Below are 20,041 nucleotides of genomic sequence, written 5' to 3'. Positions count from 1 at the left end.
CCAACCCTATGCGATCGTGTTTCACAGAGTCGGCGCGGTGAAGTAGTGATTTCCGAGTGGATCGACGATGTGCAGAACTCCTTCCGGGAGCAGTTCGGTGCGCCAGAGCTTGCGCGTCTTGAGGTTGTGGTGGAGTCGACATCGCGGGCCGACGTTCGTGGAGATCGTCCAGCCGCCTCGCTCCGGATTCCGTTGGTCGAATTCGACGATATGGTCGAGATCGCACCGTTCCGAGGGCACGTTGCATCCAGGGTGGAGGCAATACGGATGCTCGGCGCGCACCTGCGCCGCGAGTGCCCGACTGGGCGTGTAGGTCAGTGCCCCTGGCGGCGGCCGTTTCATGCCGCCGTGGCCGTCTGGGTACAGAGCGTGGATGCCGAAGGGATCGCCCCGGACGAGGGCACGCCAACGCTCGATCAGCGTGCCCCCTCCTGGTCGTGATCTTCGCGACGGGTCGGGTGGTGCGAGCTCGGCAGTAACTCCCGGCGCGGGGTGCGTCTCTCCCGGTTCTGTCGATGCCGAGGGCAATTCTGTCGGTGTCGAGGGCGATGCAGTCTTCGACGCCGGTTCATCGGCATCGGGGGCCTGCGGATCCGTCGCATCGTCAGCATCATCGCGAGAGACCTGGCACGTGCGGCACTCGCACAGCAGTGGCTCGCCGCGCATCAGTGCGGTCTGGGCGTCGCCGCGCCGTTGGTCGTCCGAACGCGGATCCTCGGGGTGCAGGCGTGCGACCTCGGCATCGATCCGCGAGAGCTGTTCGTCGGCTTCACCGTCGGTCATCAATGCGGTCACACTCGACAGTCCCCTGGCTCGTCGCCGAAGGCGGATGCGCTTCTCGGTGCGCGCGGCCCGTGTGCGCACCGCGCGGTCCCAGTCGGCGTCGGCCTCGATGAGGAGTCGGTCGATCTCGCGACCCAAGGTCCCCGGAGCCATCTCCCTGGCGGCCTTGACGATCTCGGCCTCCAGGGCGATCACCGTCTCCGGCCGGGCGTGAAGCAGATGATCGTGAATTGTTCTGACTCGCTCCAGGTCGAGGGAGCCGGCGATGAATTCCTGACGTACGAGCGGGCGAAGTTGACGCCACATCTGCAGCTTGTTGTGCACGGCGGCAAAGGTGGACGACAGGGCCGCCGCCAGTTCGCAGATCGCCGAGTTGTACAGATCTTTCTCGGTCACCCCGGTGTCCCACGGTGCTGCGCACGCCGTTCGATTCCGGACGTATTCGTCCGAGAGATTCAGTTCCGAAGCAACAGCAGCGTTGATCGTCCGGCGCGCGCCCAGTACGCAGGCGAGCGCAGCATGATCGTCCGTCGTCCATGCCGATTTTCGTAGCCCCATGTCACCCCCCAGCGACCGGAGATCGAACACGTATTCGATCTCGTTGCGGCCAGAGTAAACCAGAGCTCCGACACATTCGTCGGTGCTGACGAAATGCCCTCAGGACGCGCTGGCGGCGAGGTTCACGTCGAGCTCGAGGAGGTAGTGATTGATGGCGATCGCGGCTTTCGAGCCTGCTGCCGCCGAATTGATCACTTGCGCGGGTGAGTCCGAGACGTTTCCCGCTGCCCACAGGCCGTCCACACTGGTGCAACCCGTGGGGTCGGTTGCCACCCATCCGTTCTCGAGGCGAGCGCAGCCGAGCCCGATGAGCAGGCTGTCGTTCGGGACGAACGTCGGACCGACGAATACCACCGTTCGGGGAACGACTGTGCCGCCGGCAAGCTCGATGCCGGTCACGCTGCCGTCGTGCAGCACGACCCGGGTAACCGGCGCGTCGACGACGCGCACGGACCTCGCGTCGAATCGGGCCCGCTCGTCTCGTGTCAGCTCGATGCCGTTGGTGAAGAAGATGACGTCCTTCGACCATTGACGGATCAGTGCGGCCTGGTGGACCGAGAACGGTCGGTTGGATCCGCCGACGACGGCAATGGGCTGATCTCGCACTTCGTAGCCGTGGCAGTACGGGCAATGCACCACTCCGGAACCCCACTGCTCGAGGACACCGGGGATGTCGGGCAGCTCGTCGCGGAGGCCGGTGGCCACCAACGCCGATCGGGCGTCGAGACGAGATCCATCTCGGAGGTGCACCGAGAACGCGTCGTCGATGCGAATTACATTGCCCTGCAGAATCTCTCCGCCGTATCGGAGGACTTCCCGGCGTCCGGCCTCACGCAATTCCGCTGGTGCGGAACCGTCGCGTGAGAGAAAGTTGTGCACGTGGTCGGCAGGAGCATTGCGTGGTTCCTCGGCGTCGACGACGATCACGCGTCGACGGGCACGAGCCAATAGTGTTGCGGCACTGAGTCCGGCGGGGCCGCCGCCGATCACCACTGTGTCGTAGGTCAAGAGGACTCCCGGTGTCGGTGGACTAGGCTGTGAACGTAGCAGAACTGTCAACTGGTTAACAATATTGGTGGTGACGATGGCCGACGCATCTCTACGTGAACTGACCTGTGCACGGTGGGCCGAGCGCAATCCCGAACTGGACACGTCGCCGATGCAGGTGGTGGCACAGATCAAGCGCATCGTCGCGCTGCTCGACATGGCGGTCGAACCGATCTACGACGCGGCCGACGTCACCGTGTCCGAGGTGGAATTGATGGTGCCGCTGCGCTTCGCGGTAGAACCTGTGACGGCGGCGCCGCTGGCCGAGATGCTCGGGATGTCTCGTGCCGGCGTGAGCAAGGCTCTCGGGAAACTCGAACGGCGTGGTTTTGTCGAGCGAGTGCCCAGCGCAGAGGATCGGCGGTCTGCGTCGATCGCGTTGACCGATGACGGTGAACGCGTTGTGGACGAGGTGTTTCCCCTCGAATTGGCAGCTCACGGTCGGCTGTTCGATGCTCTGGGTGCACAGCGTGGGGCCGTTCTGAAGGCCTTGGAGGTCCTCGCTGCGTCGATGGACAGCGGTCTGTCGCTGCGGTGAACCCGCAGCTACTCTCGGTTGTAGGGGGCGTGCGCGAATTCGGAGGCGGGCAACGAATACATTTCAGAGATCTGCGGCAGCGGTCAACACGGTGGTGATGGCGGTCATGAAACTGCCGGTGCTGGAGCGGTTGCTCGGGCGTTCGATGGGCATCTTGACCTACACCGGCCGGAAGTCGGGCCGGAAGATCACTCTGCCGCTGGCAATCAGGCATCGCGACGATCATCTGAAGATCGCTGTGGCGATGCCGGACAAGAAGACCTGGTGGCGCAACTTCTCGAACGAGGGCGGTCGGGTCGACGTCGAACTCGGTGGTGTTCATTACACCGGCGTCGCCACGTCGACACGTGATGATCGTGGGCGAGTGTTCGTCGACGTGGCGTTGGATCGATGAAGCGCTCCTGGGCGTGAGAGCGCCTCGGCAAGCCGTCGATCTCACGAGGCCTGTCAACTAGAGTTGACAACGAGGAGTTGTCAACCTAAATTGACGTCATGACCGAAGCCACTGCACTCGCTGCCGCAGCCGCCAGTCCCGATCCGGGGGAGGGGCTGCGTGCGGTAGCGGCCCTCCGTCGATTGCTGGAGCGGCTCGAGGCCGTTCAGGTTCGCAGTGCCAGAAATCAGGGATGGTCCTGGCAGGCAATAGCCGATTCGCTGGGAGTCAGCAGGCAGGCCGTCCACAAGAAGCACGGCGGAAAAGGAAGGTAGGCAATCAGGTTCGAGCGATTCACCACGTCCGCCAGAGCAGTCGTCCTGGCTGCCCAGGGGCAAGCGCGGGCACTGCACTCACCGCGTATCGAGCCCACTCACCTTTTCCTGGGGGCGCTGTCCACCGTCGACGAACCGCTGAGAAAGGCGCTCGATGAGGCTGGATTCACCGCCGATGGGGTATTCGCAGACGCGCAGACCCGTGACGCGCGTGCACTGCGTTCACTCGGGATCGACCTGGACGCCGTCGAGTCGACAGTCGGTCCGGGTGCGCTCGACGACGCGCAGCCGGACGGCTCGAAGCACATCCCGTTCGCGCCCTCGGCCAAGGAAGTCCTGAAGCTCTCCTTGAAGGAGGCCGCGGAACGACGCGACCGCGAGATAGGCGTCGAGCATATTCTTCTCGGTTTGGTTCGAGGAGCCGATCCGTGGTTCACCGAATTGGTGCAGCTGCGGTGTTCGCTCGATGATCTGCGGTCGACGGTCCTGCTCGTTCGGACGCCGTAGCCGCCCAACGCTTCGAACCCTACGATGGGCGCCATGAACTTTCTGATTCGGCTCGTGATCAACGCTGTTGCCATATGGGTAGCGAAGGAGTTCGTCGACGGAATCACCGTCACCAGTTCCGGTCGCGGCGACGGGTGGGACATCGTGGTGCTGCTCGGTATCGCGGCCGTGCTGACGATCGTGAACGCGTTCATCAAGCCGGTGGTGAAGCTGCTGTCGCTGCCGTTGCTGATTCTGACTCTCGGACTGTTCACCCTCGTGATCAACGCGTTGATGTTGCTGCTGACGGGTTGGTTGTCGTCGCAGACCGGCTACGGTCTCGAGATCGTGGGCTTCGCCGCCGCGTTCTGGGGCGCAATCATCATCTCGATCGTGAATTTCCTGTTGGGTGCATTCGTCCCCGAGAGGCGTTAGGCGAACGCCAACGCGACGCCCGTGCTGGCTCCCCAGATGAGCATCGCCAGGCCTGAATCACGCAGTGCAGGAATCAAATCGAATCCGTGAGCGCCCTTGCGGACCGGGGAGTTCGCGCGGGCGGCAAGGGGGAGTGCCAGGAGGCCCACCAGCGCCCACGGGGTTCGAGCGATCAGGACTACGGTCATCGCGAAGGGCACCACCAGCAGTGCGAGGTGGAGGTATCGAGTGCGAGTATCGCCCAATCGAACTGCGAGCGTCAGCTTTCCGGACTCTGTGTCGGTGGGGATATCGCGGAGGTTGTTGGCCACCAGGACGGCGCTCGAGAACGATCCGACGGCCACTGCCGCCAACACGCCGGCCCAGTCGATCTGCTCGGCTTGCACGAACTGAGTGCCGAGGACAGCGACGAGTCCGAAGAACACGAAGACCGCCACCTCGCCGAATCCGCTGTAGCCGTACGGCTTCGAGCCGCCGGTGTAGTACCACGCACCGGCAATGCAAACCACTCCCACGATGACCAGCCACCAGGCGCTGGTCGCGGCCAGCACCAACCCCGCCAGACCGCCGACCGCGAAGCAACCTATGGCTGCCGTCTTGACTGCGCCTGCGGAGGCGGCTTTCGAGCCGACCAGTCGTAGAGGACCGACGCGATCGTCGTCGGTGCCTCGGATTCCGTCGGAGTAGTCGTTGGCGAAATTGACGCCGATGATCAGGGCCAGCGACACGATCAATGCGAGCAGTGCCTTCCACCACACCCCGGCGTTCAGCGACACGGCCGCGCCGGTGCCGACGAGGACGGGGGCGATCGCGTTCGGGAGTGTGCGCGGTCGCGCACCTTCGATCCATTGCGCAGTGGTGGCCATGAGCGACGATCTTTCCGTATCCGCGCGCCGGGCGAGAACGCGGCCGGTCAGAACGGCAGTCGCGGCAATACCGGCAGTGGAATGACAGGCATCTGGACGCCCGGAATCTGTGGCAGCGGCACCGTCGGTGCAGGCGGCGGTGCGGGCGGGTAATAACGCGGCTTGGGCTGCACATACGGTGCGGGGTTCTTTGCCGGTGCAGGCGGTGCAGTCGTCGTCGGGGGCGGCGGCGGGATGTCGGGAGTCGGTGACGAGGTAGTCGTCGTGGCGGTGCTGGTGGCGGTAGGCGCGCTGGTCTGCGGAACCGTCTCACCGACGCTGGCGGGCGTGCTCAGTGGCTGACTTTCGTCGCTGCTCCCGAGTGCGGTGAACACCCCGACGGCGGCGATGACACCCGCGATCGGTAGCGCGATCATCGCCAGCCGGGTCAGCGCCGGTCGGTGCGAGGCGAGGGCAGGCACGTGGGCCGCGTCGACGCGGGTGGCGTAGACGGCGGCACCGCCGGCGATCACCAGTTCGGGCCGATCCGGGACGATGACCGGTAACTGCAGAAATCGCTCCAAGGTGGCCTTGACCAGCGGGACGTTGGCCGTCCCGCCGATGGCGACGACGGCGTCGGGATAGAACTCGGCTTCGAGGCCGAGTTGCCGTACCGCGGCGGCGGCCTGTTCGGTTGCGCGGGCGATGGACAGCTCGAATATGTGCCGCTCGAGCAGGACGTGCTCGCCGTCGGGAGTGCTCGTGGTCTGGTGCGAGGACAAGGCTTCCTTGATTCCGCGACAGAACGCCGTCAGAGCGTTCTCCTCGTCGGCGGACTGCGGTGGCCGCACGATGCCGAGGCCGAGGATGTGGTCGCGGACCACGGAATCGAAGGAGTTTCCGCTCATGGCGGTGGTTCGGATGGAACCGTAGGAGCGTCCGGATTCGACGTCCACGATGCGAATGTCGACGCCGGTGGCACCCGCGTCGAACAGTGCGATCGTTCGGTGATGCGACGGCAGTCCGGGGCGGACGTACTCGAGTGCGGCACCGGTGTGGTCGATCAGGTGTACGTCGGAGACGTATTCCTCGGACAGGGCGAGCTCGATCTCGGTGCGTTCGGTGGGAGTTCGATAGGCGACGCCCAGTGACTGCGGTGGGTCGGGCCGGTCGACGATGCCGCGGACGACGCGTGCCACGTCCTGAGCGGAGGGCGCGAGTTGCCAGTCGTCGAACGGGGTGCCGTCGGTCCATGCGCCGTCCTCGGTGGTCCGCGCAGTGCGGATGCCGCATGTGCCCAGAGACACACCCTCGGACGAACGCATCGCTTATCCGGCCTCTCCTACGTCGGTCACGGTCTTCGGATCGGGAGAACGCACCCTCGAATGGGCGACGTCAACACTCTACCGTCTCCTGGTTTGGTTAGGCGCTCAAAACAATCTGGAGGTCGAGTCGATGGTACCGACACCGACGCCTACGATTCGAAGACAGTGCACATCGATATCGCATATCCCCAGACCGCGCACCTCACGGCCGAGCCACCGGTGGTGCGGATTCTGGGTGTGGTTGCGACGGTGATCGAGGGCAGTTCGATGCCGGTTCCAGGTGCGCGGGCTCGGGCCCTGCTGGTGGCGTTGGCGCTCACACCTGGGCGGGCACAATCGGCGCACTACCTCGTCGAGCAGGTGTGGCCGGAGCACGTACCGAGATCGCCGAAGAACGCTCTCCAGACCCAGATCTCGCGGCTGCGGGCGGCGCTGCCCAACGGTTCTCTCGAGAGCGGGCCCGCGGGGTACCGGCTGGTTCTCGACGCGGCGGACATCGATCTCGGGCGTGCGCGCACACTGGCCCGCGCCGCGCAGGACCGTCTCGGGCATTCGCAGTTCCAGGAAGCTCTCGAACTCGTAGTCGATGCTCTCGGTCTGTGGCGCGGCGACCCGGTCGACGCCGTCAGGGCGGAGGCGGATGCGATCGAGATCACGTTGAGGTCCGTACAGGTCTCGGCATTGCTCGGTCTGCGCAGATTCGGCGATGCCCTGCCGCTGGCACGAGCGCGGGCCGCCGCTGATCCGGTCGACGAGCCTGCGGCGGCCGACCTGATGCGTGCGTTGCACGGACTGGGCCGATCCAACGATGCTTTGACGGTATTTGCGACTCTGCGCCGCGAGATCGCCGATCGGTTGGGGACCGATCCTTCACCGGCCACGACGGCGTTGAACACAGAGATCCTCGGCCACGACACACTCAAGCTGCTGCATACGGTCGGTCTGCGTGTCGCCCCCAACGAGCTCATCGGTCGAGGCGGCGACATCGACGCTATCGAAATGCTGCTCGCCGGTGCACGCGTCACCACCGTCCTCGGCCCCGGCGGCGCGGGCAAGACGCGCATCGCCCACGCGCTGGGTCATCGTGCGGCGGCGAGAATGTCGGTGACGTTCGTCGAGCTGGCCTCGCTCCGAAGCGGGGAGGACGTCGCGTCGGCCATCGGAGCGACTCTCGGGCTGACCGAGGCGGACTTCAAGGTCGGCGGATTGCAGGTCACCCGGGTTCATTCGATCCAGGAACGCTTGGCCGAGGTCCTCTCCACCCGTCGGGGTTTGCTGATTCTCGACAATTGCGAGCACGTGATCGACGAGGTCGCACAGGTGGTGGACATGCTGGTTTCCGCGACCGATTCGGTGACCGTATTGGCCACCTCGCGTGCGCCGTTGGGAATCACGGCCGAATCGGTGTTTCCGCTTCCGTCCTTGGGTGTTTCCGGGCTCGATTCCCCTGCGACGGAACTGTTCTGTATCCGAGCGCGTGCCGTTCGGCCGTCGGCGCGGCTCGATGCCGAGGCAGTCGCCCGCCTGTGCCGGACACTCGACGGTCTGCCGCTGGCGATCGAATTGGCGGCTGCGCGAGTGAAGTCGATGACGGTCGAGGACATCGAGACCAGGTTGGATCGCCGGTTCGCGCTGCTGCAGACGCCGGACAGGACCCGGCCGGAGCGGCACCGCACGCTGCATGCCGTCATCGACTGGAGCTGGAATCTGCTCGACGCCACCGAACAGGCCGCCGTGCGTCGTCTGTGTCGGTTCCCCGCCGGATTCGATCTCGATGCAGCGCGATGGGTTGCCGAATGGTCTGGGGTGGAGGATATTTCGATCGCGCTGGACGGCTTGGTGAATCAGTCGATGCTCACCGTCGTGGAAACACATACCGGAATTCGCTACAAGATGCTCGAGACCGTCCGCGAGTACTGCGAGGAGCAGTTGGCGGCGAGCGGGGAAGTCGATGGCGTCGCGGCTCGGCTGCGTTCGTGGTCGACGTCCATTGCGGTTCGGGTTTCCGACGGGTACTCCGACGGTCGTGTCGCCGACGTGGTCGAGCTCGTGGAGGTCGAGCACGACAACTTGCTGTCGTTGATGAGACACTCCTTCGCGCAACGGATTTCAGACCACGTGTGCACGTTGTTCTCGGTTCTCGGTTACTTCTGGGCCATGCGCGGTGCGCATTCGGAAGTGCTGAACTGGGCGCAGCGAGTGCAGAGCTGTATGCGCGACGGACTGCGTGGTACACCCGACGACAACGCCGCGATGGCGATGCTGGTGCTGGCGGCCCACTTTGCCCACGATGGCCATGTCCGTCGCGTTGCGCGCATTCGAGTCGACATCCGTCGACTCCTGCGCACCAGGGACGCGATCTCGCCCGGCCTGCGTTTCAACGCCGAACTGATGGTCTTCGGCATGGATGGCCGGGGTTTGGCTCGAAAGTTGGCTCTCGCCACCCGGTCCGAGCACGAGGACGTTCGGTGCAATGCCCACCTCGTCCGCGCAATGCTCGCGCAGAACTCGGGCCGGGTGTTCGAGTCGATTCGCGACAGCGGGCGGGCGCTCGAGATTGCGCGGCGTCGGGGCGACCTCTGGGGTGTGGGAACGACGGCGCAGACGCTTGCAGGCTCGTACGGGCTGTCGGGTGACTACGCGCGGGCCGCGCAGTACTACCGAACCTCGGCCGAGGTGATGTGGGAGATGCACGCCTACGAGGAAAGCGTGCAGACCCGCACCTTTCTGGCGATGGCACTGATCGGCGCAGGCAGTGTCGATGACGGACGTGCGATGCTCGATGAGTTGTCGGCCGTGGAACCACAGCGGCAGATCACCCTCGATTCGACGGACGAGGCCGACGCCGGAGCGTGGTGGGATCACGCTCAGCAGCAGAGCTCGGCGTCGTTGACGGCTGTGCGGGCCGCCGCCGATATCGAGGAAGGTGCTGTCGAGCAAGGTCTGGCGGGGTTTCGGGCGGCGCTGGCGTCGGGTGGATGGCCGTCGGATGATCCAGGTGATCCGTTCATGACCATTCTGGTGTGCGCGGCCGTCGGAGCGCACGTGCTCAACGGGGCGGCAGAGCGTGTCCGTGACACCGTCCGGGCGCTGCGGGTCGATCGATGGAATATGTCGATGCCCGGTGGGTTCCACGACATTCCGATGCTGGGTGCGCTGTCGTGTGCGATGGGGTCGTTCGAGCTGCACTGTGGCGATCAGGAGTTGGGCCTGCAGTTGCTGGCGGTGTCGGACCGGGCAGTGGGTCGGCAGGACTTTCCTTCGATGCGGATCGACCGGCATCTGACGGCGGCCCGAGCGGTCCTGGGCGACGGTGAGGTCGACGCGGGTATCGCTCGGGCTGCCGGCTTCACCAGAACCACTGCGTTGCAAGAGATTCTGCGGTTGCTCGAGTTGGTCTAGGTTTTGCGCATGTACATCTTCACGGTCAGGGGTGCGAATATCGCGACGATCACGGCGCCGCCGATGATCGAGTACACGACGTGAATCCCGAAGTGTCCGGTGTTGGCGAGTTCGCGGACGGCTGTCACCAGATGTGAGACGGGGTTGACGTCGGCGAATGCTTGCAGCCAGTTCGGCATCGTGCTCGTGTCGACGAACGCGTTGGACAGGAACGTCAACGGAAAGAGCACCAGCATCGAGATGCCTTGGACCGAGGAGGCTTTGCTCATCACGGTGCCCAGTAGCGCGAAAATCCAACTGATCGACCAGGCGCAGAACATCACCAGCAGTACGGCTCCGACGAGACCGAGTGCGCCGCCTGCTGGGTGGTACCCCATTGCGAATCCGGTGAGAAAGCAGACGACCGCGGCGATCAGGTAGCGGATGACATCTGCCATCAAAGCACCTGCCAGCGGGGCGATTCGGGCAATGGGGAGTGACCGGAATCGGTCGAAGACCCCCTTGTCCATGTCTTCTCGCAGTTGCGTACCGGTGACGACCGATCCGGTGATGACTGTCTGCACCAGAATGCCGGGCACGATCATCGGCAGGTACGTGGTGACATCGCCCGCCACTGCGCCGCCGAAGATGTAGCTGAACATCAGGGTGAAGATGACCGGTAGCAGCACCACATCGGTGAGCTGTTCTGGGTTGTGTCGGAGTTTGAGCAGACCGCGGTATCCCATGGTGACGGACTGCGCTGCCGTGCGGGCGATACCGATGTGCCGAATTACGGGGAGGTCTGCGGGGTCGAAGTGCGTGGACGATCGTGGGTTCAGTGTGGTGGTCATGCAGCATCCTCGTGTGCGTTCTTGCCGGTGAGGGTCAAGAAGACCTCGTCCAGGCTGGGTTTGGTGACGGTGATCTCGCTGACCTCGATGCCGAAGTCGCGCAGGCGAATCAAGATGTCCGGAGTCGACGACGTGTCGGCCATCGGTGCGGTCAACCGAGCTGCCTCGGCACTGACTGTCACCTCGACACCGAGATGCCCGGCGACCAGTGCGCGGGCATCGTCGATCTGGTTCCGGTCGTCGAGGGTCAGGGACAGAGCCGAGGTGCCCACCGAGGACTTGAGGCCGTCGGCGGTGTCGTCGGCGATGACGCGGCCGTGGTCGATGACGGCGATGCGGTCACAGAGTTGATCGGCCTCGTCGAGATACTGCGTGGTCAGCAGTACCGTCGAACCGTCCGCGACGAGGCGACGGATGGTGTCCCACATCTGTGCGCGGGTACGCGGATCGAGGCCGGTGGTCGGCTCGTCGAGAAACAGCAGTGGCGGTGCCGCGATGAGGCTTGCAGCCAGATCGAGCCGTCGACGCATGCCACCGGAGAACAACTTCAACGGTCGCGACGCTGCGTCCGTCAAACCGAATTCTTCGAGCAGTTCGACGGCTTTTGCTGTGCTGTCGCGTCGGCTCAGACCGAGCAGTCGGGAGAAGACGACGAGATTTTCGGTTGCGGTGAGGTCCTCGTCGACCGATGCGTACTGGCCGGTGACACCGATGAGGGACCGGACCGCGGTGGCGTCGGCGACGACGTCTCGGCCGAAGACGCGGGCCGAGCCGCCGTCGGGTCGTAGGAGGGTGGCGAGCATGCGGACCGTGGTGGTCTTGCCTGCGCCGTTGGGGCCGAGGACGCCGTACACCGATCCGGTGGGAACGGTCAGGCTGACACCGTCGACGGCGCGTTGCTTGCCGAATGTCTTGACGAGGCTCTGCGCCTCGATTGCTGGTGTGGTCATGGGGCAACGATCGCCCCTGCCGCTTGCACGACGCTTTCGTCGCGCTTGCGTCCGCTGTCGTGTGCCGGTGTGGTGCGATCAGAGTGGCAGTGAGGTTTCGGTCAGGCCGACGCCACCGGTACCGCGAAGCTTTCTGAACCATTCGGTTCCGAACGCGGATGCGAGGTCTGCTGTAGCCATCTGCAGAAACGGTCCGAAGTCACCGACCTGGGTTGCGTGTGCTTCCATCGCGGCCCGCTTGGCGTCCATCACCGTGGAGACGTCGACGACCGTCGTGATCTCGGTTTCGGGCAAACCGAAGCTCTCCATGTCCGGCGGAGTCGCTTCCTCGCTCCAGTGCGGATTGGCCTCCATCAGCTTGCGCATGTGATCGCGGTTGGTGGTGGTCTCGTAGACGAAGGGCGTCTCGGCGATCTCGGTGGCACGCTTGCCGACCACGTGCACTTGGATGTGGTCGGGATGGCCGTAGCCACCGTTCGGGTCGTAGATGGTCACGACATCGGCCTGCTCCTCGCGCAGTACCTCGGCCAACCGCTGCGCGGCGGTGTCGACGTCGACGTTGCAGAACGCGTCCGGATTGGCGTTGTCCGCGGTGCCGGCCATGCCGGAATCGGCGTAGTGCAGCCGAACGACGCGGGCAACTCCGAGGACGGCGGCCGATCGGTCCAACTCGATGCGCCTGCGTTCGGCGAGTGTCTCACCCTCGGCGAGGATTCCGTCGGGGTACTCCCCGAGGGCACCGTCGGTTGCGGTCACCAGCACCACGCGGTGGCCTGCATCGGCGGCCAGCCGCATCACCCCTCCGGTGCCGAACACTTCGTCGTCGGGATGTGCGTGGAAGCAGACCAGAACACTCATGGCGTCAATGTTTGCACGTCGGATCGGGTGCAGCCCAGTCGGCGGGCCGATCTGTTCGGGTGCCGGTGTTCGGCGTCATCACTTCAGGTCCTCGCGAATGTGCGGGAGACTGTCCCTCATGACTCGTGTTGCCGATGGCGGTCCCGGTGGCCTCGACCTGTCGACGGTTCTGGCGCTCGAGCGTGAGTTGCAGACTGCTCAATGCCGCCGTGATCGTGCCAGGGTCGAGACACTGCTTGCCGACGACTTCTCCGAGGTGGGTGCCTCGGGCGCAGTGTGGGACAAGTCGTCGATACTCGACCTGCTCGGCACCGAAGACTCGAAGACCATCGAGGTGCTCGAGCTGGACGGTCGACTGATCAGCGCGGAACTCGTTCTGGTGCACTGGATCTCGACGGTATCGGGAGTGCACGCGCGTCGAACCTCGTTGTGGCGGCATGCCGCTTCGGGATGGGAACTGGTACACCATCAAGGCACACCACTGCGGTAATCCACGCTCAACGCGTCGCCAGCATCGTCCGCAATGCCGCCCGATCCAGCTTTCCCGGCCCTCGGGTCGGCAGCGAGTCGACCAGGAACAGCTCGCGCGGTGCCGCTGTGACATCCAACGACGACGCGATGTGAGAGCGCAACTCCGCCAGGGTCACCGGATCGGAAGCGACCACGGCGACGACCACCTTTTGACCCAGCCGTTCGTCCGGCAATCCGACGACTGCGCATTCGAGCACGGCAGGATGCGTGGCCAGCTCGGCTTCGACCACCTGCGGTACGACGGTCAGCCCACCGGTCGAGATGGCCTCGTCGAGTCGACCGGAAATGCTTAGGACCCCGTCAACCATGGTTCCGGCGTCGTCGGTGCGGAACCATCCGGGTTCGGCGAACGCCGGGTGATCGGGCAATCCGCGATACCCGGAGGCGAGGGTACTTCCGCCCAGCACCACTCGTCCGGCGTCGATGCGTACCTCTGTGTCGCGCAACGGAACTCCGTCGTACACGCAGCCGCCGGCGGTTTCGCTCATGCCGTAGGTGCGGACCAGTCGAATGCCCGCTTCGTGGGCCCGCTCGCGCAGCGGTATCGGCGTTGCCGCCCCGCCCAGCAGTACGGCATCCAGTGACGCGAGGGCCGCTACCGCCTCCGGATTCTCGAAGGCCTTCACCAACTGTCCTGGCACCAGCGAGGTGTAGCGCAACGGACCCGACATCCGGCCGACGGCCTCGATCAACGCGGCCGGGTCGAATCCTGCGGAGACGTCCATGATGACGGGCGCGGTCCCGGCGAGCACGCTCCGCAGCAACACCTGCAGCCCGGCGATGTGGTGTGCGGGCAACGTCAACAGCCACGAGCCAGGCCCGCCCAGTCGCTCCTCGGTGGCGGTCGCCGACGCTGTCAATGCCGATGCGGACAGCATGGCTCCCTTGGGGACTCCGGTCGTTCCGGAGGTCGCGACTACCAGTGCGACGCCGTCGTCGATGGGGGTTCCCGGCGACAGCGCCTCGTGCAGACGGCGAATCTCGCGTGGGTCGTCGGCGGGGACGGGGAGTAGGGCCGGGCCGTCGCCGGCCAGTAGACGACTCAGCCGCGGCAGGAGATCTGCCGCGGCCGGTCCAGAAGGAACGGCAACACTGTCGAGCACACCCGCGAGGTTAGTCCGTGCGCCGGATCGTGAACGGGTCGGCCAGGGGCCATCCACCGGCGGCGAGGTTGGCGCGTACCCGGTCGATGTCTTCCTCGCGGGGCATTTCGTTGGTGATCTTGGTGATGGTGACCGAGATGCCTGCCTTGTCGGCAGGCAATCGGCCGTCGGCGATGAGAGCGTCCATCACCGACTGCACCTCCTCCTCGGACAGTCGCCGAGTCAGAATGGCCAGCAGAGGTATGTAGTCCGATTCGGGCACTCCGTCGGGATACCCACCGCGAAGCCATCCGACGATCGAGTGGAGGAAAGACGGTACCGGCATCGATTACAGGGCGGCCGGATCCGCCAGGGGCCAGCCACCGGCTGCCAGACGCGCCGAGACCCGGGCGATGTCCTCGGCCGTCGGCTCGGCGTCGATCTGGTCGCGGATGTACGTGGCTATCTCTCCGGGTGGAATTGCACCGTGGTCCAGTGCTCCGGTGGCGGGAGAGACGAGTTCCAGGACTACCTCCTGTACCTGCGCGTCGGTCAGTGCCGCGCGGCGCAGCAGTGCCACTAGCGGAAATCGATCCTTGGGCGGCACGCCCTCGGGGTAGCCGGCTCGGAGCCATTCGAGAACCGATGACGGGAAGGTGCTCTTCCTAGGGTCGGTCATGTCGACAACAGTCCTTTTCGCGGGTCAGAAGACGGTGATACCGAACGAGCTGTTCAAGAAGTCCTTCATGATGAAGGCGATTCCGGCCACGATGGCCACGATGACGACGGCGAAGCACGTGATCGCTGCGGCAGTGGCCACGACGGGTCGAGCGACGCGAGTGGTGCCGGTTGCCGCGGCCTCGTCCGAGGGCTCGCCGACGGACAGTGCCTTGAGCCCGAACGCGAAGATCGCGGGCAGCCCTGCGCCGAGGAGCAGGCCGACGAGAACGACCTGCCACAGCGAATCGAGAGTGTGTTTCAGAGTGTCCATGAGTGCATCAGACCTTCACGGGAGAGTCGGAATCGGTCGGGGCCGGGACGAGTCCGCCGTCCCATTCCGCGTTGACGTTGCGCGGATCGACGGGCTGACGGCGAGAGCGGATGTACATGAACGCGGCGAGCGCCACGAGGACGGCGAAGACGATCAGGATTCCCGGTAGTCCGCCGATCGTGTGGGCGAGCAACCAACACGCGGCCCCGACCACGCCTGCGAGGGGCAGGGTGATGACCCAGGCGACGGCCATGCGGCCCGCGACGTTCCAGCGCACGGCTGCGCCCGGCTTGCCGAGTCCTGACCCGAGAATCGAGCCGGTGGCGACCTGCGTGGTCGACAGCGGAAGACCGAGGTGGCTCGAGGTGAGAATGATCGCTGCCGAGGAGGCTTCGGCGGCCATGCCCTGCGGTGCCGCGATCTCGACCAAGCCCTTGCCCAGGGTACGGATGACCCGCCAGCCGCCGAGATAGGTGCCGAGGGCGATCGCCAGGGCGCAGCTGAACTTGACCCACAGCGGCATGTCCGAATCGGGGGAAACGGTGCCGTAGGCGACCAGTGCCAGGAAGATGACCCCCATCGTCTTCTGGGCGTCGTTGGTTCCGTGTGCGAGGGAGACCAGCGACGCGGAGCCGATCTGCCCCCAGCGGAATCCGCGCTCCCTGGACTTCTCGGGGACGGAGGCGGTGATGCGGTAGATGACCCAGGTGCCGACGGTGGCGATGAGCCCGGCCACGATCGGGGCGAGTACGGCGGGCAGCACGATCTTGGTCCAGACTCCGTCCCACACGACGCCGCTGGTGCCCAGGCCCGCCACGGTGGCACCGATCAAGCCGCCGAACAGTGCGTGCGAGGAGCTGGAGGGAATGCCGAGCAGCCAGGTAGCGAGGTTCCAGAGGATGCCGCCGACGAGTCCGGCGAAGATGATGGTGAGGAGTTCTCCGCCGCCGGTGTCGCCGAGATCGACGATGCCTTTCGCGACGGTTGCGGCAACCTCCACGGACAGGAATGCGCCGACCAGATTGAGGACGGCAGACAGGGCGACCGCAACTTTCGGCGGGAGTGCACCGGTTGCGATCGACGTCGCCATGGCGTTGGCGGTGTCATGGAAACCGTTGGTGAAGTCGAATGCGAGTGCAGTCACGACCACCACGAGAAGTACGAGGAATTCAGCGCTCACGGTGAAATTGTGGGACACGAACGGCGATCGTCGAAGACCTCGTACGAACTGTTCTTCCGGGGGCGCTCGGAATTTGTCGCTCGTTCGGTTTCTGTGAATCTTTTTGCCGTATATGCCTCGTTTCGCGAGGTTCGGAGGAGGTGACCCGCTCCCTGAATTGGGGCACTGTGGAACAGTGGGACACCGTGAAGGGATCGGGCATGGACGATGCGGTGTCGGCCGCTCTGTCGTACTTCGATTCGGTCGATCCCGCACTCGCTGCCGACGCGCGCCTTGGGTGGGACGCTCTGGTCGCGGTGTCTGCTCCGGCCGGTCCGACGCAACATTCCGTGCAGACGTTCCTGTGGGTTCATCTTCGGCACCTGGCGGAGGGGCCCGATCGCGGCGTCGAGATCGCCCGAGCACTCGGTGAACTGCTCGAGCGGCTCGGACGCGTCGGCTATGCAGAGATCGCCCGAAGCGCCGTCACCGAGGATCTCGTGCGAACAGCCGACGACGCGGTGTGGTTGCAGAGGTATCGAGCGGCGACCGAGCAGTCGGGCATCGGTGCTGTCGACACCGAATTGGTGACCTGGCAGGACCTCCCGACCGGCACCGAGCGTTCCATCGTCGAGAAGATCGGCGAGACGCTGGAAGTGGCCACTATTGCCGGTGAGTTCGAGCCGTCGAAGCCGGGTGGACGCCCGCTCGGCGTCGACGCTCTGGCCACGCGTCGACGCGGCGTCACCGACGCGGTGCTCACGTCCGATCGCGGCAGGAACGAGGCCGAGGCCGTCCTTCTCGAACAACTCCTCGACCACCGCATCGAACTGTGGAGCAGCTACAGCGAACCGCGCGCCGAGCTCTATCTCGGGTTGCGTGATGCGCTGCACGAGGCCTCGCAGCCGATGTACGGCTGCGTGCGTAGGCTCGAGAGCTTCATCGGCTGTATCGGGGACGGCGTCCCGTTGACCGACTCGGGGTACCTTCCGAGCGATGTGGTGGCGCGTATCGCGTCCACGGTGTTTCCCCCGGCCGAACGTCCGCTGACGGTCGGCCGGGAACTCGATACCGAGAAAGTCCTCACGCTTCGACGCCTCCTGATGCGCGTGCGTCTGCTGCGTCGTTCGGCGGGGCGGGTCGTTCCCACTGCCCGCACCCGGCGGCTCAGTTCCGACGGGCTGTGGCGGGTACTGACGGCCGGGATCGTCGGCACGGAATATCACCCGGACGCCATCGCCGCGGAGGTTGTTCTCGCCCGCATGATCGTCGGGCACGATGCTGCGGATGTCGAGGCCACCGCCGACGACCTGGCGCGGCTGTTGCGCGCCGAGGGCTGGACCCATGCCGGTGCGGAGCCCGCTGCCGAACACGCCGCCCCGCTCGCTGGGTCTCTGGTCACCGAGCTCGGAGCGCTCGGCGCGTTCGAGTTGCCACAATCCGAGCCCGTGTCCACGCCGGAATCGCTCGGTGCGCTCGCGACCGATGAGGGCAAGCGGCTCGCCGCCGCAGTGTTGCGACATCGATTGCTACACACTCGGTATCCGTCCGTGTGACGGATCGGAGATGGACTGGGGGTCGAATCTCCCGTTCTCTCCCGGTTGAGCTCACCTGGAACCGATTCCTCAACGGGCTCGGGTGGAGCGTGCGAGGAGATGCCGGTGGATGGTGAGGTCGCGGACAGCGCGCGCTCCCAGTCTCGGCGCCAGAGCGACTCTGCCCGCCGCTATCTCGATTTCGAGGCCACGACGCCTGCTCTGCGGTCGACGGTCGAATTCGCCGCACGGAGCGTCGGCTTTGCTATCGCCCAGCTCAACGTGCTCGACGAAGACACGCAATACACCCTGGTCAATATAGGTGGACCACCGGTGTCGACCGTCGTGCGGTCCGAGACTCTGTGCGATGACGTGGTCCGCACCGGAGAGCCCGCTGTGGTGGCTCACGGACGCATCCACGCCACCACCCGGCAACGCGCAATCCTCGACGACAACGGCATCGAGTCGTATGCATCTGTCCCGCTGCGGGGGCGCGAAGGCTTGGTGATCGGCACCCTTTGTCTGCTCGATCGCACGCCGCGCTCGCTCTCGGACGAGCAGATGCAGGAACTCGAACAGTTCGCGTCGGTGCTCGAGGAACAGCTCGACCTGCATCGCCGGGTCGGATCGAGCGTGATTCGCCTCGGCAGTGACAACGACATCGCCGATTCCATCGCCGACGGTCACATCGTGCCCTGGTTTCAATCGATCGTGGATCTGCGGACCGAGCAGATCGTGGGCTTCGAGGCGTTGGCTCGCTGGCACCACCCGACGCGGGGGATGGTGGTACCTGCGGATTTCGTTCCGTTCGCCGAGTCCAGTGAGCTGATCATCGACGTCGACCTCAGTGTGCTCACGCAGGCCGCGGTGGAGATGAAGAAGTGGCACGTCCACCGTCCGGATCTGCGGCTGACCGTCAACATCTCGGGGCGACACCTTGCGCACCCGGACGGGGTCAGGCAGTTGGAGCGCGCCATCGCGTCCTCGGGGGTGTCTCCGTCGTCGATCTCCCTCGAACTCACCGAAACAACAGCCGTGACGCCGGGTCCATTGCTGCGCAAGCACATCGACGAGGTGCATCGATTGGGCTTCCGGGTGTTGCTCGACGATTTCGGTTCCGGCTGGTCCTCTCTGGAACGGCTGGTGACACTGCAGCCGGACGGGATCAAGATCGACGGGCACCTGACGCGTTTCGTCGACACCGTTGCCGGACGGGCGATGATCAGGTCGCTGGCGGGAGTGGCGAAGGACCTCGACCTCTCGATGATCGTGGAAGGCATCGAAAGCCGCGAACAGGCCGATGCCGTACTCGAACTCGGGTGCACCCTCGCGCAGGGCTATCTGTGGTCGCGGCCGCAGTCCGCCGCCGCGGTGTTGCGCACGGTCGCCGACGGCGGCCCGATCTAGCGGGTATCGCGGCGGAGCGGGTGATCGTGCGGGACCTGCACCAACACGATCGGAATCCCGTCCGGATCCTCTGTCCACATCTCGATCAGGCCCCACGGCTCGGTTCTGGCCTCGCGCGTGATCGGGATCCCGGCAGCGGTCAATTCGGCCGCGGCCGAGTCGATGTCGCGCACCTGCAGCCACAGTGCCCCGGAGAACGACCCGTGCGCGTCGTCACTGCGATGGTGAGCGGCGATCTCGAGTAGGCTCTGGCCCGCGAAAAACACCGTTCCACCGGGATATTCGCGGCACACTGCCAGCGACAGGCCGTCTCGATAGAACTCGACGGTCGTGCGGTAGTCGACCGGGCGCAGAATCGTTCGAGCAGCGAGGATGTCCACCCCGCATGAATACCACGTACCGAACGTGGTCGTCCGCAGGCTCCACGTACCGCCAATGGTCGTTCCGCAGGCTCCACTCCTGCCCGCATGGTCGTTCCGCAGGCTCCACTCCTGCCCGCATGGTCGTTCCGCAGGCTCCACTCCTGCCCGCATGGTCGTTCCGCAGGCTCCACTCCTGCCCGCATGGTCGT

The 20,041-nt window shown here is 65.3% G+C and carries 24 protein-coding genes and 1 pseudogene; 11 read left to right on the top strand and 14 right to left on the bottom strand.

The genetic code is table 11. The features are described 5' to 3' along the window. Window positions 1–21 precede the first annotated feature (21 nt). Both ACOQFP_RS17075 and ACOQFP_RS17070 read right to left on the bottom strand, forming a co-directional pair. A complete protein-coding gene (locus tag ACOQFP_RS17075) occupies window positions 22–1,341 on the bottom strand; it encodes a hypothetical protein (RefSeq protein WP_421584979.1) in 1,320 nt (439 codons plus the stop codon). A 99-nt stretch (window positions 1,342–1,440) separates the two neighbouring features. Next, window positions 1,441–2,349 (bottom strand): NAD(P)/FAD-dependent oxidoreductase, encoded by a 909-nt coding sequence (locus ACOQFP_RS17070; protein WP_206489035.1) that lies wholly within the window; start codon window positions 2,347–2,349, stop codon window positions 1,441–1,443. A gap of 76 nt (window positions 2,350–2,425) precedes the next feature. On the opposite strand from ACOQFP_RS17070, the gene ACOQFP_RS17065 reads away from it, so the two are divergent. The 4 genes and pseudogenes from ACOQFP_RS17065 to ACOQFP_RS17050 form a co-directional block, all read left to right on the top strand. Beyond that, the gene (locus ACOQFP_RS17065) at window positions 2,426–2,926 is read left to right on the top strand and encodes a MarR family winged helix-turn-helix transcriptional regulator (RefSeq protein WP_421584978.1); all 501 of its coding nucleotides are present in this window, start codon (window positions 2,426–2,428) and stop codon (window positions 2,924–2,926) included. 106 nt (window positions 2,927–3,032) lie between these two features. Beyond that, window positions 3,033–3,320, top strand: coding sequence for a nitroreductase/quinone reductase family protein (locus ACOQFP_RS17060; protein ID WP_421584977.1), 288 nt, complete (start codon window positions 3,033–3,035; stop codon window positions 3,318–3,320). Window positions 3,321–3,418: 98 nt separating this feature from the next. After that, complete coding sequence (locus ACOQFP_RS17055) at window positions 3,419–3,634, top strand: helix-turn-helix domain-containing protein (protein WP_206489038.1); 216 nt, start codon at window positions 3,419–3,421, stop codon at window positions 3,632–3,634. A gap of 3 nt (window positions 3,635–3,637) precedes the next feature. Beyond that, window positions 3,638–3,799 (top strand): annotated as a pseudogene (locus ACOQFP_RS17050) (Clp protease); the annotation flags it as partial. A gap of 57 nt (window positions 3,800–3,856) precedes the next feature. Here the strand turns inward: ACOQFP_RS17050 and ACOQFP_RS17045 are convergent. Further along, entirely contained in the window at window positions 3,857–4,030 is a 174-nt protein-coding gene (locus ACOQFP_RS17045; RefSeq protein ID WP_421585015.1) for a hypothetical protein, read from the bottom strand. On the opposite strand from ACOQFP_RS17045, the gene ACOQFP_RS17040 reads away from it, so the two are divergent. Then, on the top strand, window positions 3,983–4,141 hold the full coding sequence (locus ACOQFP_RS17040; RefSeq protein ID WP_421584976.1) for a Clp protease N-terminal domain-containing protein: 159 nt from the start codon (window positions 3,983–3,985) through the stop codon (window positions 4,139–4,141). The two genes, ACOQFP_RS17045 and ACOQFP_RS17040, sit on opposite strands and share 48 nt — an antisense overlap. Window positions 4,142–4,174: 33 nt before the next feature. Next, on the top strand, window positions 4,175–4,555 hold the full coding sequence (locus ACOQFP_RS17035; protein ID WP_206489040.1) for a phage holin family protein: 381 nt from the start codon (window positions 4,175–4,177) through the stop codon (window positions 4,553–4,555). On the opposite strand, the gene ACOQFP_RS17030 is transcribed toward ACOQFP_RS17035, so the two are convergent. Then, complete coding sequence (locus ACOQFP_RS17030; RefSeq protein WP_206489041.1) at window positions 4,552–5,421, bottom strand: 1,4-dihydroxy-2-naphthoate polyprenyltransferase; 870 nt, start codon at window positions 5,419–5,421, stop codon at window positions 4,552–4,554. The genes ACOQFP_RS17035 and ACOQFP_RS17030 overlap by 4 nt on opposite strands. Before the next feature lie 47 nt (window positions 5,422–5,468). Further along, the gene (locus tag ACOQFP_RS17025; protein WP_341243930.1) at window positions 5,469–6,725 is read right to left on the bottom strand and encodes an Hsp70 family protein; all 1,257 of its coding nucleotides are present in this window, start codon (window positions 6,723–6,725) and stop codon (window positions 5,469–5,471) included. A gap of 165 nt (window positions 6,726–6,890) precedes the next feature. Between ACOQFP_RS17025 and ACOQFP_RS17020 the strand changes: the two genes are divergently transcribed. Next, entirely contained in the window at window positions 6,891–10,127 is a 3,237-nt protein-coding gene (locus ACOQFP_RS17020) for a BTAD domain-containing putative transcriptional regulator (RefSeq protein WP_421584975.1), read from the top strand. On the opposite strand, the gene ACOQFP_RS17015 is transcribed toward ACOQFP_RS17020, so the two are convergent. The 3 genes from ACOQFP_RS17015 to ACOQFP_RS17005 form a co-directional block, all read right to left on the bottom strand. Beyond that, on the bottom strand, window positions 10,124–10,957 hold the full coding sequence (locus ACOQFP_RS17015; RefSeq protein ID WP_341243928.1) for an ABC transporter permease: 834 nt from the start codon (window positions 10,955–10,957) through the stop codon (window positions 10,124–10,126). The two genes, ACOQFP_RS17020 and ACOQFP_RS17015, sit on opposite strands and share 4 nt — an antisense overlap. Then, window positions 10,954–11,907: an ATP-binding cassette domain-containing protein gene (locus ACOQFP_RS17010; RefSeq protein ID WP_206489045.1), complete on the bottom strand. Its 954-nt coding sequence runs from the start codon at window positions 11,905–11,907 to the stop codon at window positions 10,954–10,956. The genes ACOQFP_RS17015 and ACOQFP_RS17010 overlap by 4 nt, the downstream gene beginning before the upstream one ends. A gap of 78 nt (window positions 11,908–11,985) precedes the next feature. Next, window positions 11,986–12,765 (bottom strand): PIG-L family deacetylase, encoded by a 780-nt coding sequence (locus ACOQFP_RS17005; protein ID WP_206489046.1) that lies wholly within the window; start codon window positions 12,763–12,765, stop codon window positions 11,986–11,988. Between the two features lie 118 nt (window positions 12,766–12,883). On the opposite strand from ACOQFP_RS17005, the gene ACOQFP_RS17000 reads away from it, so the two are divergent. Continuing rightward, complete coding sequence (locus tag ACOQFP_RS17000; RefSeq protein WP_421584974.1) at window positions 12,884–13,255, top strand: DUF4440 domain-containing protein; 372 nt, start codon at window positions 12,884–12,886, stop codon at window positions 13,253–13,255. A 7-nt stretch (window positions 13,256–13,262) separates the two neighbouring features. Here the strand turns inward: ACOQFP_RS17000 and menE are convergent, their stop codons facing one another. The 5 genes from menE to ACOQFP_RS16975 are packed head-to-tail and all read right to left on the bottom strand — an operon-like array spanning window position 13,263 to window position 16,549. Continuing rightward, on the bottom strand, window positions 13,263–14,399 hold the full coding sequence (menE, locus tag ACOQFP_RS16995) for an o-succinylbenzoate--CoA ligase (protein ID WP_421584973.1): 1,137 nt from the start codon (window positions 14,397–14,399) through the stop codon (window positions 13,263–13,265). Window positions 14,400–14,409: 10 nt separating this feature from the next. Next, window positions 14,410–14,724 (bottom strand): DUF3349 domain-containing protein, encoded by a 315-nt coding sequence (locus ACOQFP_RS16990; RefSeq protein ID WP_206489049.1) that lies wholly within the window; start codon window positions 14,722–14,724, stop codon window positions 14,410–14,412. 3 nt (window positions 14,725–14,727) lie between these two features. Next, entirely contained in the window at window positions 14,728–15,057 is a 330-nt protein-coding gene (locus ACOQFP_RS16985) for a DUF3349 domain-containing protein (protein ID WP_206489050.1), read from the bottom strand. Between the two features lie 24 nt (window positions 15,058–15,081). Next, window positions 15,082–15,369: a hypothetical protein gene (locus ACOQFP_RS16980; RefSeq protein ID WP_341243924.1), complete on the bottom strand. Its 288-nt coding sequence runs from the start codon at window positions 15,367–15,369 to the stop codon at window positions 15,082–15,084. Between the two features lie 7 nt (window positions 15,370–15,376). Beyond that, entirely contained in the window at window positions 15,377–16,549 is a 1,173-nt protein-coding gene (locus tag ACOQFP_RS16975) for an inorganic phosphate transporter (RefSeq protein ID WP_341243923.1), read from the bottom strand. 140 nt (window positions 16,550–16,689) lie between these two features. Between ACOQFP_RS16975 and ACOQFP_RS16970 the strand changes: the two genes are divergently transcribed. Both ACOQFP_RS16970 and ACOQFP_RS16965 read left to right on the top strand, forming a co-directional pair. After that, window positions 16,690–18,084 (top strand): hypothetical protein, encoded by a 1,395-nt coding sequence (locus tag ACOQFP_RS16970; RefSeq protein ID WP_421584972.1) that lies wholly within the window; start codon window positions 16,690–16,692, stop codon window positions 18,082–18,084. A 105-nt stretch (window positions 18,085–18,189) separates the two neighbouring features. Next, window positions 18,190–19,470: an EAL domain-containing protein gene (locus ACOQFP_RS16965; protein ID WP_341243921.1), complete on the top strand. Its 1,281-nt coding sequence runs from the start codon at window positions 18,190–18,192 to the stop codon at window positions 19,468–19,470. Here the strand turns inward: ACOQFP_RS16965 and ACOQFP_RS16960 are convergent. Continuing rightward, on the bottom strand, window positions 19,467–19,850 hold the full coding sequence (locus ACOQFP_RS16960) for a VOC family protein (protein ID WP_206489110.1): 384 nt from the start codon (window positions 19,848–19,850) through the stop codon (window positions 19,467–19,469). The two genes, ACOQFP_RS16965 and ACOQFP_RS16960, sit on opposite strands and share 4 nt — an antisense overlap. 5 nt (window positions 19,851–19,855) lie before the next feature. Here ACOQFP_RS16960 and ACOQFP_RS16955 point away from each other — a divergent pair. After that, window positions 19,856–20,041, top strand: a 186-nt coding sequence (locus ACOQFP_RS16955) for a hypothetical protein (protein WP_421584971.1), incomplete at its 3' end; no start/stop codon positions are given.

Origin of the sequence: Rhodococcus sp. MALMAid1271 (genome assembly GCF_049195265.1) — a bacterium.
GTDB lineage: Bacteria > Actinomycetota > Actinomycetes > Mycobacteriales > Mycobacteriaceae > Rhodococcoides.
This window is presented reverse-complemented; position numbering and strand designations above follow the sequence as displayed.